Genomic DNA, 16,694 nt, shown 5'->3' with positions numbered 1-16,694 from the left:
CTTGATAATAAAAAAAGCTCATATAATATCATTTGCTGGAATAAAAAATAAAGAGATTAATTTTGAAAAAGGATTTAATCTCATATATGGCCAAAATGAAAAAGGAAAAAGTACAATAGAGAACTTTATAAAAGTATGGCTTTATGGAATGGATAATGCAAGAGGTAAAAATAACGGAAGAAAGAAGTTTATGCCGATTTCAGGAAATGTTATGTCTGGTGAGCTTATTGTAGAAAATAACAGTAAAAGCTATATAATAACAAGAATGTTTGGAAATACTAAAAAGGACGATTCAATAGAAATTTTAGATTATATTACTGGTCAAAAAGTTCCTATAGGAAAAGAAGAACCTGGTGAGTATTTTCTTAATATAAATATTCAGACATTTATAAAGACTTTATTTATAGGTCAAATGTCAGTATCTATATCTAAAGATAAGCATGAAGAGATAATGGAGAAGATAACAAATCTTTTTAGTACAGGAGATGAAAAAGTATCTATAGAAAAAACTGTTGATAGGCTTGTATCTATAAAAAAGCAGCTTAAAGGTACAAGAAAAAATGGAGTAATAGATAAACTGTATTTAAAAAAAGATAAGCTTTCTTTAGAACTTCAGGAATTAAAAAGAATATCTGAATCTAATATGGAAAATGAAGAAAATCTTTTAATTGAGAAACAGAAAAAAAAAGATATAGAAAAGACGTTAAATAGTCTTCAAGTATATAAAAAATATCAGAAAAAAATTAAATTAAAAAAAGAATATAAAAAAATATCAGAATATCTTATAAAGAAAGAAGACTTAAAAAAACAGCAAGAGAAGATTGAAAGCGAATTAAAGAAAGATAAGGAGCCTATAACAGAGGATTATTTAAAAAATTTCAAAGAAAATGTAAATGAGTATTTAAATTTGCAAGAAAAATATAAAAAACTCGACTTAGAAATTAAGGATCTTAAAGATAAATTTAATAATGAGGATAATGATGAATTAAGATTATTGGATGCAATAGGTGAAAATCCAAAAGATAAGATATATAAATTAAAATATGATAGAGGAATTCTTGAAGATAAGATAAAAAAGATTATTAAATTAAATAGATCAAATGAAGAAATAGAAGAAAATTTAAAGAAAATGTCAGTAAATTTTGATGAAAAATATATTGAGGAAAACAGAAAGAATATAGAAGAACTTCTATCGTTATATAGAGCAAATTTAGAAAACTATAAAAAGATACTTGAAAAGAAAAAGAGGTTTGGCTTTTTTCGAATGAAAAAAGTAATTGCGTCTATTACAACAATTTTATCAGGTATTTTATCTTTTTATTTTGCTTCAAAAGATAAATATATAATATGTATTTTTGTATTATTTATACAGCTGCTTTTATATGCAATTATATATTTAAATGGACATAATTCTTTAAAAGATGCTATAAAAAATATAAACGCATGTGAAGAAAAATTAAAGAAATATATGAGTTATACATCCCAAAATACATATGAAAATTTTATAAAAATGATAAAAGAATATGATAGATTTTTTAAGTATAAAGAAAATGAACAAATAATTTTAAACAGGAATAACGAAGAGCTTAATTCATACAATATAACAGATATAAAAAGTAAGTATAATAAAAATAAAGGCGTTATTTCTTCTATTTTAAAAATATTTTTATGTGATGATTTAGAAAGTGTTCTTTTAAGAATAGACGAATATGAAAAGAAGAATTTAAATAATGGTATAGAACTTACAAGATTAGACTTTTTAAAAAAGGAAATGATATCTGTTAACGAAAATATTGAAAAAATATCAAAAGTTATAGAAGAAAAATGCAGATTTGTAGGGATTTCACCTATAGTTTATGATTCTCTTTTAGATATTATAGAAGAATATGAAGATAAGATAAGTAAGATGAATATGATAAAGTCATCTTTAGAAAATGTAGAAGAAGTATATAATACTCTTTTAGATAACAGGAACATAAAAGAAATAGAGCAGGAAGTAAAAGAATATATAAATAGTGATGAGAGATATTCGTATGATACTGAAGAAGAGATAGATCAGGAAATTTCACATAAGTCAGATCAAATGATGGAAGTTTTAAAGAATATAAAGGATTTAGAATATAAAATATTAAAATTAAATATTGGTAAAAGAGATATTTCATCTGTACTTGAAGATATAGAAGATACTAATCAAAAAATAGAAAACTATGAAAAGAAATTTAAGGCAACGGATATAGCACTTTTAACTCTTAATGATGTGTTTTCTGAACTAAAAAAGACAGTAGAACCTGCACTTAATAAAAGCGTTCTTGATAGAATGAATTTTATTACAGACGATGTTTATGATGAAGTTAAAGTTTCTGATGAATATAGTTTTAAAATGAAAAAAGAGGATGTTCCTTACCTTTTTGATGGACAGATATTAAGTAAGGGTGCAAAAGATCAGATTTATCTTTCACTCAGACTTTCAATAATAAGTATGATGTTTAAGGATAAGAATATAGTTTTATTTCTTGATGATGCATTTGTACAGTATGATGATACAAGAAGGAAAAACGCTTTAAGACTTCTGTTTAATGAAGATATTAGCCAGATTTTATTTTTTACATGTCAAAAAATAGATTCAGATTTTATAAATGAGCTTAAAGAGGATTATATATCTATAAATTTATAGAATATAATTACTTACTTGACAAAAAAATATATATTTTATATAATTCTATTTGCAAATAGTTTGCAAATAGAATTTTTTTAGGAGTAATATTAAATGAAAAAAAAGATTGTTTTAATTTTTAGTGTTTTGTTATCAGTATTAATGCTTATAGGCTGTCAATCTAGTAATAATGTAGTTTCAGACACTTCAGATACAGAAGATAAAAAACTTAATGTAGTTGTATCATTTTATCCATTAGCTGAATTTGCAAATGCTATAGGAAAAGATAAAGTTAGTGTCACAACAATGATTGGTGAGAATATGGAGCCACATGATTTTGAACCAAAGACAAAAGATCTTGAGAACCTCATAAAAAGTGATGTATTTGTTTATAATGGTGCAGGGATGGAAAGTTGGATAGATAAAGTTAATGATGTTGTATCTGAGCAGAATGAAAAAGTTCTTATAGTAGATTCAAGTAAAAATGCTGACATAAGAAAAGAAAATGATGCTATAGATCCACATTTATGGCTTAGTTTAAAAGAAGCTAAAAAGCAATGCGAAGTTATTAAAGATGCATTTTGTGAAAAAGACAGTAGTAATAAGGAATTTTATGAAAAAAATTATAATGACTATACAAAACAGATGGATGATTTAATTGATGAATATTCCAAGAAATTTGATACAGTAAAACAAAAAGATTTTGTTACAGGTCATGCAGCATTTGGATATTTGTGCAGAGATTTTAAACTTGAACAAAAATCAGTTGAAAATATTTTTGCAGAAGGAGAACCAACTCCGAAACAGCTTGAAGATCTTGTAGAATATTGCAAGGATAATAATATAAAGACCATTTTTTCTGAAGAAAATGCAAGTCCTAAAGTATCAGAAACTCTTGCAAATGAAGTAGGAGCTGAAGTTAAGCCTATTAATACATTAGAATCAAAAAATGATGATTACGGTTATATAGAAGAAATGAAACAGGATCTTGAAGAAATATACCAAAGTTTAAAAAAGTAGATAATAATTAAAATTATTAATAAAAAGAGTTTCTCATGTCTAGAAGAAACTCTTTTTATTTTAAGTTTTAAAAAAGTTTATTAAGAAAAAGAATACGTTGACAAGAATATTTATTAAAGTAAAATATATTTGTATAGTAAATTGGAAGAGGTGCAATATGGATTCTACTAAAAAAATATATTCTGATAATGTAAAGATGTATAAAGATATATATGAAAATATTGAAAGAAAAATCAAAACTTTAGTATGGATGAGAATTGTTACTGTATTAATTGATGTTTCTTTAGCTTTTTATTTCTATAAAATAGATAAATTTAATGCTATGGTTATATCGCTTTTTTTCTTAACAGGAATTTTTATAGTTATGATGATTGTACATAGAAAATTATTTCAAAAGAAAAAGAGAAATAGGATTTTGATTGATATAAATAAAGATGGAATCAAAAGGATTGATGGTAAATTTGATGAATTTAAAGATGACGGAAGCGAATATATTGATGAAAATCATAATTATTCTTATGATTTAGATATTTTTGGAAAACGATCTTTGTTTCAATATATAAATACAACAGTAACTAAGGGTGGAAGAAAAAAACTTTCTGAAATTTTAAAATTAAATACAAAAAAAATATGTAAAGAAGATATATTAAAGAGACAGGAATCAGTAAAAGAGATAGCAGATAAGATTAAATTTAGGCAAGCTATAATGGTAGAAGGAAAAATGAGAGAAAAAAAAGATTTCAAGATTGAAGATCTTTTATCATGGGCAGAAAGTTCAGATAAAAATTTCCAGTATTTTAAACTTATTATTGCATTTATATGTATTGCAGTTACTTTTGAAACAATATTTTTAATTATGATAAATAAAATTAATTTATCGTTTATAATTTTAGATCTTATAGTAAACTATTTTATAGTAAGAAGTCTTACTTTAAGTATGAAAAGGGATTTTAAAATTTTAGAATCATCATATAATTCTATAACTGATTATTTTGAAATAATTTCAATAATAGAAAAAGAAGAATTTAAATCTAAGTATCTTAAATATCTTAAAGAAAAATTAGTAAATAGTAATGAAAATTCTAAAATAGAGATAAAGAAATTTTCATCAGTTTTATCATGGCTTGAGAATAGTAATTATAATGCTTATTATTTTATTCTTAATACGGTATTTTTTAGTGATGTATTTATAGCTTATAATCTTTATTCATGGAGAAAAAAGAATGGAAAACGCATAAGGTCATGGCTTGATGTAATATCAGAAATTGATATGCTTTCATCTATAAGTAATATAGCATTTGAAAATAAGGATTTTATATATCCTGAAATACTTGATAAAAACGAAGTAGAAGGAAGTTTAATAGGACATCCACTTATAAAGAAAGGCTGTGTAAAAAATAGCTTTTCTTTAAGAGGAAAAGATAAGACAGCACTTATTACAGGATCAAACATGTCGGGTAAAAGTACTTTTTTAAGAACAATAGGTATTAATTTATTATTATCATATATAGGTTCTCCAGTATGTGCAGACAGATTTTCATGTGGAATAATGAATATATATACATGTATGCGTACGAAAGATAATTTAGAAGAAAGTATATCATCGTTTTATGCTGAAATTTTAAGAATAAAAGAGATTTTAGAAGCATGTAAAAAAGGAGATAGTGTATTTTTTATTTTAGATGAGATATTTAAAGGAACTAATTCAAAAGATAGGCATATAGGAGCGTACTATCTTATAAAACAGCTTATTAATAAAGGAGCACATGGTCTTGTTTCAACTCATGATTTAGAATTATGTGATATGGGAGATCAAGATTTAGGAGTTGTAAATTATAACTTTAGAGAATATTATGATAATGATAAAATAAAGTTTGATTACAAATTAAGAAAGGGCAAAAGCACAACAAGCAATGCAATTCATCTTATGAAAATTGCAGGAATTGATATTCTTAAAAATTAAATGTGAGGGTTTATAATGGGATTTGTTATTGTTGATTTAGAATTTAATAATATAAGTGAAACAAATAAGAAAAAATATGGTCTTGAAAATGAGATTATAGAAATAGGCGCTGTAAAAGTCGATAATAGACTTACTGAACTTAAAAAATTAAAAAGATATATAAAACCTTCTATATGTTTACAGATAAGTTCTGAAGTTAGCAAAATTACAAATATAACTATAGATGTTCTTAATAAAGAGGGATGCAGTTTCATAGAAGCTTTTAATGAGCTTAGGAAGATGTTTGATGAAGGAGATATATTATGTTCATGGGCTAAAGATGATATTGCAGAATTAATAAGAAATTGTGAATTCTATGGTATAAATGATATTAGCTGGCTAAAAGGCTATTTAGATATACAGGAGTATACATGTAAAGTTCTTTCACATAAAAAAGCACTTGGATTAAAAAAAGCGGTTGATGATCTAAAGATAAAGGTAGATGAAAAAAAACTTCATGATGCTCTGTATGATGCTGAAGAAGAACTATCTGTTTTTAAAAGAGTATATAATTGCAGAATAGTAAAAAATCATGTAATAAAAGATGTTTACGAAATAGCATCAGTTAATATAAAAAATCTTGAGAAAATAGATGTTAATGAACAAATGCTTACTCTTAAGTGCCCTAAATGCGGCAATAAGCTTATTCTTGATACAGATATAAAGCTAAAAAAATGGAGGTTTATGTCTGTTTCCCATTGTTCAAAATGCACAGTAAAAGTCTTTCTTGAAATTTTGCCAAGAATGACCCTGAAAAAAGAATTAAAGTTAATCGAAATTACTACTATAATAAGCGAAAGTGATTATTTTGACAAAATATATAAATTAAATAAATCTTAATATTTAAATTTTAAATTGATTTTTATAACAAAATATTATAATGTATAAATATATTTTATATTTTAAGAAAGGAAATACAAATATGAATATAGCCTTTTTTCTAACACCAAAAAATGAAGTGATTTATGAGTATGAAGAATCATCTATGAAAGATGTAATGTATAAAATGGAACATTACGGATATACAGCAATACCTTTAATAAATAAAGAGGGAAAATATATAGGCACTATTACAGAAGGTGATCTTTTATGGAAACTTAAAAATACAGAAAATTTGAATTTTAATAATTTAGATAATGTAAAGGTAAATCAAATACAAAGAAGAGTAAAACATAAGAGTGTTTCTATAAATCAAAATATGGAAAGTCTTATTTCAATTGCAATAAATCAGAATTTTGTTCCTGTTGTGGATGATAATAAAATTTTTATAGGGATTATAAAAAGAAGTGATATTATAAATTACGCGTTTACTGAAATAGATAAATTGAAAAATGGTACTAATAGTTCTAGATAGTATACATAAAAAATGCCTGTGCAAAAATTGTACAGGCTATTTTTTAGTTGAATTTATTTGAAAATCAATTTCTTGTTAAAAACTAAGTTTATTACATTTTCTCGATTTTAAGCATATTAGTTCCACCTGTCTGAGTTGTTGGCATACCTGCAGCAACTATTATATCATCACCAGGTTCTGTTATATCAAGTTTTTTTACAGTATCTTTAGCTTCCTCAAGAATCTTATCTGTTGAATTGAACATATCACATTTCATAGGATATATTCCAAAGTTTAAAGAAAGCTGTCTTCTTACTTCTTCAAATGGTGTTATTGCTATTATTGGGCATTTTGATCTGTATCTTGATAATATTTTAGCTGTTGCACCACTTTTTGTTGCAGCTACAATTGCTTTTGCATTTAAGATATTTGCAGTTCTTGCTGCAGAGTAACTTATTGCGGTTGCATAGTCTGAGAATGATGGTTCTCTAAGTCGTGCAGTTAAAGCATTATAATCTAAATATCTTTCTGCTTCTAGTGCAATTTCACTCATTGTTTTTGCAGCTTCAACAGGGAAACTTCCAGAAGCACTTTCACCACTTAACATTATAGCATCAGTACCATCAAATATAGCATTACATATATCACTTGCTTCAGCTCTTGTAGGTATTGAATTTCTAATCATTGAATCTAGCATTTGAGTTGCTGTTATAACTATTTTACCTACTTGATTACACTTCTTTATTATCTGTTTTTGAATTATTGGTACTTTCTGTATTGGAATTTCAACTCCCATATCACCTCTAGCAACCATTATTCCGTCAGTAGCTTCTATAATAGAGTCTATGTTATTTACTCCTTCTTGAGTTTCTATCTTGGAAATTACTTTTATGTTCTCTCCATTATTTTCTTTTAAGACTTTTTTTACATCAAGAACATCGCTTGCTTTTCTTATAAAAGATGCTGCAATAAAATCAACACCCATTTTACATCCGAATTTTATATCCTCTATATCTTTTTCAGTTATAGAAGGAAGCTTTATCTGAACATTAGGTACATTTACGCCTTTATGATTTTTAATTGTTCCACCAACTAATACTTTTGTATGTATTACTTTGTTTTCAACTCCTGTTATTTTGAATTTTAAAAGACCATCGTCAACAAGAATTAGACCATCTTTATGTACATCATTATAAAGATTTTCATAAGAAATGGAACACTTTTTATCATTACCTAATATTTCTTCACCACATATAAAGTCAAAATTATTACCTTCTTTAAGATCTACCCCATCATTTTCGAAGTTATGTGTTCTTATTTTAGGACCTTTTATATCAAGAATAATAGCAGTAGGAGAATTCATTTCATATCTGAGACGCTTTATTAATTCAATTTTTTCGCCATGAGTTTTATAAGTACCATGAGAAAAATTTAATCTCGCTGCACTCATGCCAATTTCAATAAATTTTCTTAAGGTCTGTTCATCATCACTTGCAGGACCTATTGTAAAAATCATTTTAGTTTTTTGAATATTATTCTTTGTCAATATTAATACACCCCATATATTAAAATTTACTTTATAAAAAAGTATAGATATATTTTATCATATTTTATACATTATTAATACAGTACTGTAATTTAATTGATATAATAAAGTTACTTTTAGATACATTATAAAGAAATTTTAAATAAAAAAGAGTATTTATGAGGATATGTTAGATAATGAGAGATATGAGTAGGAGATTATTTTTATAAGAGCTTGACCAAAAATTATGAAATGTATATAATAAATTTATCGATACATGAGGTAGGTAATGATTATAAAATAATGAAAATGTTTACTGTTAAGGCAACGTTTCCATTATAAAAAAGAGAGGTCGAATTAATGTACAGTAATATGAAAAAGATAATTTTAAAATCAGCAATGTCAATAGCTGTTGCAGGAACAGTTTTTATAGCACCGCTTTCAGCAAGTGCAGATACAACATTAACAACAAGCAGTACATCTACAGTTAAAACAGCTAACTTAGTTTCAGTTAAGACAATTAAAGCTCCTATAAAAAAGGCAGCTTCAGATAGTTCACTTCTTCCAGAAAGTATGTTATCAAGAGGTGAATCAGGAAAAACAAGTTCAATTATAAATACAGCATATAGTCTACTTGGAAAGCCATATGTATATGGTGCAGTAGGCCCTAATGCTTTTGATTGCTCTGGGTTTACAAAGTATGTATATGGAAAATCTGGAATATCATTAAATCGTACAACTTATCAGCAGGTAACTCAAGGAAGTATAGTTTCTAAATCAAATCTTGAACCTGGAGATTTAGTATTCTTTAATACAATGGGATCAATAAGTCATGTTGGTATATATGTAGGAGGGGGAGACTTTATTCATGCCCCAAGAACAGGAAAACCTGTTATGGTAAGTTCTTTAAATAGTAGCTATTACTCAAGAGTATATGCTACAGCTAGAAGAATTATATAAAGTGGGGAAAGCCACTTTTTTTATACCCTTTTTTATTGAGGTTCTAAAATTATGTCACCAATAATATTATGTATAAGCATAGTAAAAAGAAAATGGAGGCATTAGTTTTATGAAGTATACAAGATATAATTATAATAGGAAATCTATAATAAATAGAGTATTTATTTTGCTTCTTTCTATTTTTTTAATATTTTTAGCATTTATCATTATATTTAATAAATTTAATATTAAAGGGGATAATACTTCAGTTGATACAAAAGAAAAAAATATAGTACCATGCACTGTTCAAATAGGATGCTTTAGTAAAAAAGAAAATGCAGAGAAAATTATTAAAGAAAAAGAAAATTTAAACCCTTTTATTGTTGAAAGTGATGGAAAATTTAAGATTATTTTAGGAATATATCATAAAGAAAATGCACAAACTATAATTAGTAACCTTAAATCAGAAGGTATTGATGTGACAAAAGAAGATATGTTAATAAAAGAATCTTCTAAAAACACAAATCTTGACATAGAGGTAATAGATGCAGCATTAAAATTAAATGATAAACTTACTGATAAAGAAGTAAGTTCTATAAAAACATATGAGTTTAAAAAATGGTTTGAAGAAATCGTATCATCTAATAATGAAAATGTGTCAGATGATATTAAAAGTTATGTTAGCGAAATGCCTGATGAATTAACAGCTACAAATAATATAGATAATATGAAAAAACTATATGATGTATTAAAATTATTACAATAAAATTAAATTTAATATAAGTTAAGTAAAGATACTTGTTTATGCACTTTTTAAATGATAAACTATATAAAGAATAGATAGTAATACACGATTTATTCTGTTACTTTAAAAATTTGAGTTTAGAAGTATATTACTACTAATTAAGGATGTGTTTTCTTGAAAATAATATTAGCATCAGCATCAGAGAGAAGAAAGGAACTTTTAAAAAGAATTTTTAATGAATTTGAAATTATTGAAAGTTGTTTTGACGAGCGAATTGTAGAATTTAATGGTTCTGTAGACGAGTATGTTAAAAAAATATCATTTGGAAAAGCAGAAGAAGTAAAAAAAAGATTTGAAGATCTTAATGATACTATTATAATTTCTGCAGATACGGTTGTATGTGTTGATAACAACATATTAGGAAAACCACGCGACAAACAAGAAGCATTTGAAATGCTTAAAAAACTTTCTGGGAAAAAACATTCAGTTTATTCTGGAGTAACTGTAATGTATGGAGATAAAGTGTTAAGTGAAAGCGTATGTACTGACGTATTTTTTTCTAATATTACAGATAAAGAAATAATGAAGTACATAGACACAGGTGAGCCTATGGATAAAGCAGGTGCTTATGGAATACAAGGAAAAGGTGGTTTATTTGTTGAAAAAATTAATGGATGCTATTATAATATTGTAGGGCTTCCTATTAATAAGTTAAAAACGATGATAAAATCTTTAAAAATATTTTTAGATTAATATTAGTTAGAATTAAAAAATATTTGAATTAAGAACTTTTAGTCATGTATATTTATAGATGGTAGTAGCAAGAGGAAATGTTCTTATTTTTGTAAGTGAAATATTAGAGGCATTTAATTGACTAGATTGGCTTTTAAATGCTAATTTTTATTATATATCTAAAATAAAATGATTAGAAATTTTGAATTAGAGAGTTTTTAATTATATTAAGAATCAAATTATTAGATCATATAAAATAATATAAATAGTTACATAATTATAAAGAAAAATGAATAACTATAGATTGGAAAGGGGAAAAAACAAACATGGGATTTTTTGGAACAGGAAAAGACATGGGAATCGATTTAGGAACAGCAAATACACTTGTATTCGTTAAAGGAAAAGGTATTGTACTTAGAGAGCCATCTGTTGTTGCTATAAATAATATTACAAAGAGGCCTTTAGCAGTAGGAGCTGAAGCTAAACTTATGATAGGAAGAACTCCTGGTAATATAGTAGCAATAAGACCTCTTAAGGATGGAGTTATTGCCGATTTTGATATAGCACAGACAATGCTTAAGAATTTAATTGAAAAAGTTACATCTAAGAGTGCATTTAAGAGTCCAAGAATAATAGTATGTTATCCTTCTGGAGTAACAGAAGTTGAAAAAAGAGCAATAGAAGAGGCTACAAAGCTTGCAGGAGCTAGAGATGTAATTCTTATGGAAGAACCAATGGCAGCTGCAATAGGAGCTGATCTTCCAGTAAGTGAACCAACAGGAAGTATGATAGTAGATATTGGTGGAGGAACTACAGAAGTTGCGATTATTTCTCTTGGAGGAATTGTTACAAGTAAGTCATTAAGAATTGCAGGAGATGAACTTGATCAATCTATAATTTCATATATAAAGAAAGAATTCAATCTTATGATTGGTGAAAGAACTTCTGAACTTGTAAAGATAGAAATAGGATCTGCCGATAAAGTACCAGATGAAGAAGAGAGAGTAATGGATATTAAAGGCCGCGATATGGTGACTGGACTTCCAAAAGTTGTTCAAGTTTCTGAAACTCAAATAAGAGAAGCACTTAGAGAACCAGTAGCTGCGATTATTGAAGCAATAAAAACAACTCTTGAAAAAACACCACCAGAATTATCAGCAGATATAATGGAGAAAGGAATAATGTTAGCTGGAGGAGGAGCACTTCTTAAAGGATTAGACCAGCTTATAAATAGAGAAACAAATATGCCTGTGCATGTTGCAGAAGCACCACTTGACTGCGTTGTACTTGGAGCAGGAAAAGCCTTAGAAGATTTTGATAAGATAAGTAAGGATCAGAGAGGCTAAATAGATGAAATTCTTTAGAAATAAACTGGCAGTAACTGTATTGGTACTGTCAGTTGGCTTTTTAGCATTAATATTTTATTCTGCAAAAACTGATAAGGCAAATGCAGTTCAGTCCGGAGCTTCAGCTACATTAAATCCAGCACAGTCAATTATATATAAAATAAATAATAGAATAAAAGAAACATTAGATTTCTTTTTGAACTTTTCTGAAGTAAAATCTCAGAATAAAGAACTTGTTAAAGAAAATGAAGAATTAAAAAATCAGATTTTAGAAAATTCTGATGTAGTTAATGAAAATGAAAGACTTAGAGAAATATTAAATTTTACTAATGAAAAAGATAATTATAATTATGTGGCATGTGATATTATAGGTTTTAGTAATGGAAATTTTGTAAATGGATATATAATAAATAAAGGTGCAAAAGACAATATAAAAAAGGGAATGGTTGTTATTGCGGCAAAAGGCTTAGTAGGTCAGGTAACAAGTGTTTCTAATTCATCTTCTATAGTTCAGTCTATTATGAATGAAAATATTGCAGTAAGTGTAATGGTAGATAGTACTAGAGAAGCAACAGGATACTTGAAAGGATATAAGGATAGAGATAATAGTAATCTTGCAAAAGTATATGAACTTCCTGTAGATTCTGAAATTAAAGAAGGCGATGTTATTATGACATCAGGCGTAGGAGGAATATATCCTAAAGAAATAAAAATAGGAGAAGTAGAAAAAGTTGAAGAGGATAATACTAAAGTTACAAAGACTGCAATAGTAAAACCATACGTTGATTTTAATAAATTAGAAGAACTTGTAGTTGTATGTCCTAAAGATACTTCGGATATTTCATATAATTAGAGGGTAAAAAATGAAAAAAGCAATTTTTATTATAATTATGATTTTATTAGCTATTTTAGATAATTCGGTTATACCATTTTTCCCTATTCATAATGCATATCCGAGTATTTTATTTGTTTTTTCAATAGCATGTTCTTTTTGCCTTGAAAAAAAATATGCTGTGCTTATAGGAATTGGAAGTGGAATTCTTCAGGATTTATTTTTATTTAATTTATTTGGATTAAATTCATTTACGAATCTTATTATATGCTATATTACAGCATTAATTGCTGAAGTTATTGTGAGAGAAAAACGAATGGTACCTATTATAAGTACATTTGTTTTTACAATTTTAAAATATTTTATTATAGCAGGTATATATTATTTCTTAAAGTTAAATCTTGATTTTAGTACAGCAATTATAGCTTCAATATATAATTCTGTTATAATGTTTATAATTTATGGTATATTGTTAAAATATACAGATAATGATAGTTCGAAACATACATGGAGGTTTAAATGATAGTAAATAGACCTGAAAAGAAAAAAAAGATTTCAAGATATACAATATTGACAGTTATTCTTTTTTTTATATTGTCTGTAATTGGTATTAGGCTTGCATATCTTCAGATATTGAGATATGACGAATTTAAAGATAAGGCAAATGTTTCAGCTACAAGATTTATATCAGAAACTGCCCCACGCGGAAAGATATATGATAAAAATGGAACTACACTTGCATCTAATAAACAGACATATACAATTACATATACTAAAAATGATGATCAAACTTCATTTTTTTCTACAATGAAAGAGTTATTTCAACTTTTAAAAGAAAATGGAGAGTCTATTCAGGACAATATGCAACTTAAAATAAGTGATAATAATGAGATATATTTTGAATATAAAACTGATGATGATAAGTCAAGAAAAGCTGAAGAATTGCGATTTAAAAAGGATAGAGGATATGATTATTTTTTAAAGAACAAGGATGATGATCTAAAAGATGTTGAACAGCTTAATGATGAACAGGAAGAAAAACTAGATAATCAGCTTGTAGATAAATCAGCTGAAGAAACATTCTATTATCTTGTAAAGAGTTATGATTTAATAGGAATGGTTGATGATGATTACTTGTCAAAAGAAAAAAAATCAGTATATGACAAAATGGATGGAAAAGAATTAACTCAGATAATTCTAGATGGTGGATATTCTTTAAATGATATAAGAGAGTATATGCTTGTAAAAGATGCAATAAAGATGCAGAGTTATAGTGGATATAAAGCAGTTACTATTGCAGAAAATTTAAAAAAAGATACAGTAATGATCATTTATCAGAAATTAAATGATCTTCCTGGAATAAATGTAAGCAGTACTCCAATACGATATTATCCATTTCATAATTTAGCATCATCAGTACTTGGATATGTATCATCGATAGATAGTTCACAAAAAGATAGATATGAATTAAGAGGATATGATGCATCTTCTGATGTTATAGGAAAATCAGGAATAGAATCTGCATTTGAAGATCAGCTTAAAGGTTCAAAAGGTGGAACAACTGTAAAAGTAAACTCAAAAGGAAGAACTACTGAAGAACTATTTAAATTGGAATCTTACCCGGGAAATGATGTTCATCTAACAATAGATGCAGATGTACAGTATGCGGCAGAACAGGCACTTCAGGATGCTATGAATACGCAGCAAAGTGGTATATATAAAAATGCAACAAGAGGAGCACTCGTTGCTGTAGATGTTAATACAGGAAAAGTTATTGCACTTGTAAGTTTGCCTAATTATGATCCTAATATATTTACGGCGACAGATAAAGCATCTTCGGATCTTGTAAGTTCATATTTTAGTCCTGATTTGAATTCATTTGGAAAAAATTTCATACAGAGAATGGGACTTAATAAATCTATTGACGAACTTTTCCCTGAAGAAAATGGAAGAAGAACAGATCCATATGATCTTTATCCTAGAAATATGTATAATTACGCAACAATGTCTCTTTTACCTCCAGGTTCAACTTTTAAGCCATTAACAGCTGTTGCAGGAATTGAATCAGGAGCGATAGATACGAGTACAACTATCCTTGATACAGGTGAATTTAATATTCACCCTGAGACATTTGGAGCAGGATTCAATCCTTCAGGAATTGAATATAAACAAGGAGGAGTTACTCTAGGTGATGTAAACTTAAAAAAAGCTATTGCAGAATCAGTAAACTACTATTTTTATGAAACTGCATATAGAATGTATATGAAAAGCGGCGCTAATATATCTGCACTTGATTCTATAGCAAAATATGCTTGGCAGTTTGGGCTTGGAGTTGATCCAAAAGGTAATACAAAGGCAAGCACAGGTATAGAGATTCAGGAAAATTTTGGACAGGTATATAATTTTACATCATGGAAAATGCGTTCCATATCTTCAGCTAAATTTGAAATAGTTCAATATCTTGAAGATGGAAGCTATAAAGGAATAAATTCGTTTATTCCATTTGATTTTAAGATTTCAGATGATGATAATCAAAAAGTAGCTGATGCAAAGAAATCAATTAAAGATAAAATGGTGGAAAGTTTAAACAAAGTTGGAACAGATGAATCTTTAATGTCACATGATGAATTTGCTAAATCAGTAAAAGATGATATAAGAACAATAATGGATAATTCAGATAGATATAAGCAGAATGTTTCAAAAGCTGAATCTGAAGGAAGAAGTGTAAATTTAGATAATCAGGTATCAATTATAGCAGAATCGTTAGCTCAGTTTACTATAAATGATAAACCAGGCGAAATATCTACACCAGGACAGCTTGTATATGCTTCTATAGGACAGAGTATGAATGCTTTTACTCCGCTTCAGTTAGTATCATATATTTCAACACTTGCAAATGGTGGAACAAGATATAAACTTCATCTTGTTGATAAGATAACTGATGCAGAAGGAAATGTTCTTCAGCAGTTTGACCCTGAAATATTAAATACTGTAAATATGTCTAAAAGTACACAGCAGGCTATAAAAGAAGGAATGGAAGCCGTTAATACAGAAGAAGGAGGAACAGCAAGTTCAGTATTCTCTATCTTTCCAATAAAGACAGCTGGTAAAACAGGAACAGCAGATGCTTTAGATAAACAGGATGAGGTGGGAAGACAGCCTTATGCAACATATGTCAGCTATGCACCAGCTGAAAATCCTCAAATCGCAGTTGCAGCAGTCGTATTTGATGGAGGTCATGGAGGTACTATTTCTACTGCAGTTCGTGCTGTTTTTGAAGCTTACTTTAAAGATCAAATTGTAAAAGATTATCCAAACTATGCATCGTCTTCTGATACGTTCAAAAAATATGTTTTAGATAATCCAAATAATGAACAAGAGCAGAAGAGCCAAAAAGAAAATTCTCAAAATATTGAGAATACAAAAAAAGAGAATTAGTTATAGATAGCATAAAATTTTAAAGATGAATTTGAAATTTTATGCTATTTTATTATAAATTTATTTACATGTACAAATTTATAGGATTAACCTTTAAAAAATGAGAAAATACCTATACAAAAATGGTCT

Annotated in this window: 13 protein-coding genes; 12 read left to right on the top strand and 1 reads right to left on the bottom strand. The window is 27.1% G+C overall.

Features of this window, described 5'->3' with window-relative positions; all coding sequences use genetic code 11:
- Position 1 precedes the first annotated feature (1 nt).
- The 5 genes from MTX53_RS09635 to MTX53_RS09615 all read left to right on the top strand — a co-directional run bounded on the left by MTX53_RS09635 (position 2) and on the right by MTX53_RS09615 (position 7,029).
- Positions 2-2,674 carry an AAA family ATPase gene (locus MTX53_RS09635; RefSeq protein WP_244833587.1) on the top strand — a complete coding sequence of 891 codons (2,673 nt, stop codon included), beginning with the start codon at positions 2-4 and terminating at the stop codon, positions 2,672-2,674.
- A gap of 93 nt (positions 2,675-2,767) precedes the next feature.
- Positions 2,768-3,673 carry a zinc ABC transporter substrate-binding protein gene (locus tag MTX53_RS09630; RefSeq protein WP_244833586.1) on the top strand — a complete coding sequence of 302 codons (906 nt, stop codon included), beginning with the start codon at positions 2,768-2,770 and terminating at the stop codon, positions 3,671-3,673.
- Between the two features lie 157 nt (positions 3,674-3,830).
- Positions 3,831-5,636: a MutS family DNA mismatch repair protein gene (locus tag MTX53_RS09625; RefSeq protein WP_244833585.1), complete on the top strand. Its 1,806-nt coding sequence runs from the start codon at positions 3,831-3,833 to the stop codon at positions 5,634-5,636.
- Positions 5,637-5,651: 15 nt separating this feature from the next.
- Complete coding sequence (locus MTX53_RS09620) at positions 5,652-6,515, top strand: 3'-5' exonuclease (RefSeq protein ID WP_244833584.1); 864 nt, start codon at positions 5,652-5,654, stop codon at positions 6,513-6,515.
- Between the two features lie 82 nt (positions 6,516-6,597).
- On the top strand, positions 6,598-7,029 hold the full coding sequence (locus MTX53_RS09615; RefSeq protein ID WP_244833583.1) for a CBS domain-containing protein: 432 nt from the start codon (positions 6,598-6,600) through the stop codon (positions 7,027-7,029).
- Positions 7,030-7,120: 91 nt separating this feature from the next.
- On the opposite strand, the gene pyk is transcribed toward MTX53_RS09615, so the two are convergent.
- Positions 7,121-8,539 (bottom strand): pyruvate kinase, encoded by a 1,419-nt coding sequence (gene pyk / locus MTX53_RS09610; RefSeq protein ID WP_244835485.1) that lies wholly within the window; start codon positions 8,537-8,539, stop codon positions 7,121-7,123.
- A gap of 354 nt (positions 8,540-8,893) precedes the next feature.
- On the opposite strand from pyk, the gene MTX53_RS13095 reads away from it, so the two are divergent.
- From MTX53_RS13095 to MTX53_RS09575, 7 genes are all read left to right on the top strand, one after another.
- On the top strand, positions 8,894-9,493 hold the full coding sequence (locus MTX53_RS13095; RefSeq protein ID WP_280527244.1) for a C40 family peptidase: 600 nt from the start codon (positions 8,894-8,896) through the stop codon (positions 9,491-9,493).
- A gap of 109 nt (positions 9,494-9,602) precedes the next feature.
- Positions 9,603-10,238, top strand: coding sequence for an SPOR domain-containing protein (locus MTX53_RS09600; protein WP_244833582.1), 636 nt, complete (start codon positions 9,603-9,605; stop codon positions 10,236-10,238).
- A gap of 153 nt (positions 10,239-10,391) precedes the next feature.
- Positions 10,392-10,970, top strand: coding sequence for a Maf-like protein (locus tag MTX53_RS09595; protein WP_244833581.1), 579 nt, complete (start codon positions 10,392-10,394; stop codon positions 10,968-10,970).
- Between the two features lie 305 nt (positions 10,971-11,275).
- Positions 11,276-12,295, top strand: a complete 1,020-nt coding sequence (locus MTX53_RS09590; protein ID WP_244833580.1) for a rod shape-determining protein — start codon at positions 11,276-11,278, stop codon at positions 12,293-12,295.
- 4 nt (positions 12,296-12,299) lie between these two features.
- Positions 12,300-13,148, top strand: a complete 849-nt coding sequence (gene mreC / locus MTX53_RS09585) for a rod shape-determining protein MreC (RefSeq protein WP_244833579.1) — start codon at positions 12,300-12,302, stop codon at positions 13,146-13,148.
- 10 nt (positions 13,149-13,158) lie between these two features.
- Positions 13,159-13,650 carry a rod shape-determining protein MreD gene (mreD, locus tag MTX53_RS09580; protein WP_244833578.1) on the top strand — a complete coding sequence of 164 codons (492 nt, stop codon included), beginning with the start codon at positions 13,159-13,161 and terminating at the stop codon, positions 13,648-13,650.
- Positions 13,647-16,565, top strand: coding sequence for a penicillin-binding transpeptidase domain-containing protein (locus MTX53_RS09575; protein ID WP_244833577.1), 2,919 nt, complete (start codon positions 13,647-13,649; stop codon positions 16,563-16,565). Before mreD ends, MTX53_RS09575 begins: the two co-directional genes overlap by 4 nt.
- Positions 16,566-16,694 lie beyond the last annotated feature (129 nt).

Source organism: Clostridium sp. BJN0001 (assembly GCF_022869825.1).
GTDB lineage: Bacteria > Bacillota > Clostridia > Clostridiales > Clostridiaceae > Clostridium.
Note: the sequence above shows the minus strand (reverse complement) of the source record. Positions and strands in the feature narration are given on the sequence as shown.

Bases quoted from the DNA above. Each gene is read 5' to 3' on its own strand.
- mreD (WP_244833578.1), top strand. From the start codon at position 13,159: ATGAAAAAAGCAATTTTTATTATAATTATGATTTTATTAGCTATTTTA.
- MTX53_RS09625 (WP_244833585.1), top strand. From the start codon at position 3,831: ATGGATTCTACTAAAAAAATATATTCTGATAATGTAAAGATGTATAAA.
- MTX53_RS09600 (WP_244833582.1), top strand. From the start codon at position 9,603: ATGAAGTATACAAGATATAATTATAATAGGAAATCTATAATAAATAGA.
- MTX53_RS09590 (WP_244833580.1), top strand. From the start codon at position 11,276: ATGGGATTTTTTGGAACAGGAAAAGACATGGGAATCGATTTAGGAACA.
- mreC (WP_244833579.1), top strand. From the start codon at position 12,300: ATGAAATTCTTTAGAAATAAACTGGCAGTAACTGTATTGGTACTGTCA.
- MTX53_RS09615 (WP_244833583.1), top strand. From the start codon at position 6,598: ATGAATATAGCCTTTTTTCTAACACCAAAAAATGAAGTGATTTATGAG.
- MTX53_RS09630 (WP_244833586.1), top strand. From the start codon at position 2,768: ATGAAAAAAAAGATTGTTTTAATTTTTAGTGTTTTGTTATCAGTATTA.
- MTX53_RS09575 (WP_244833577.1), top strand. From the start codon at position 13,647: ATGATAGTAAATAGACCTGAAAAGAAAAAAAAGATTTCAAGATATACA.
- MTX53_RS09620 (WP_244833584.1), top strand. From the start codon at position 5,652: ATGGGATTTGTTATTGTTGATTTAGAATTTAATAATATAAGTGAAACA.
- MTX53_RS13095 (WP_280527244.1), top strand. From the start codon at position 8,894: ATGTACAGTAATATGAAAAAGATAATTTTAAAATCAGCAATGTCAATA.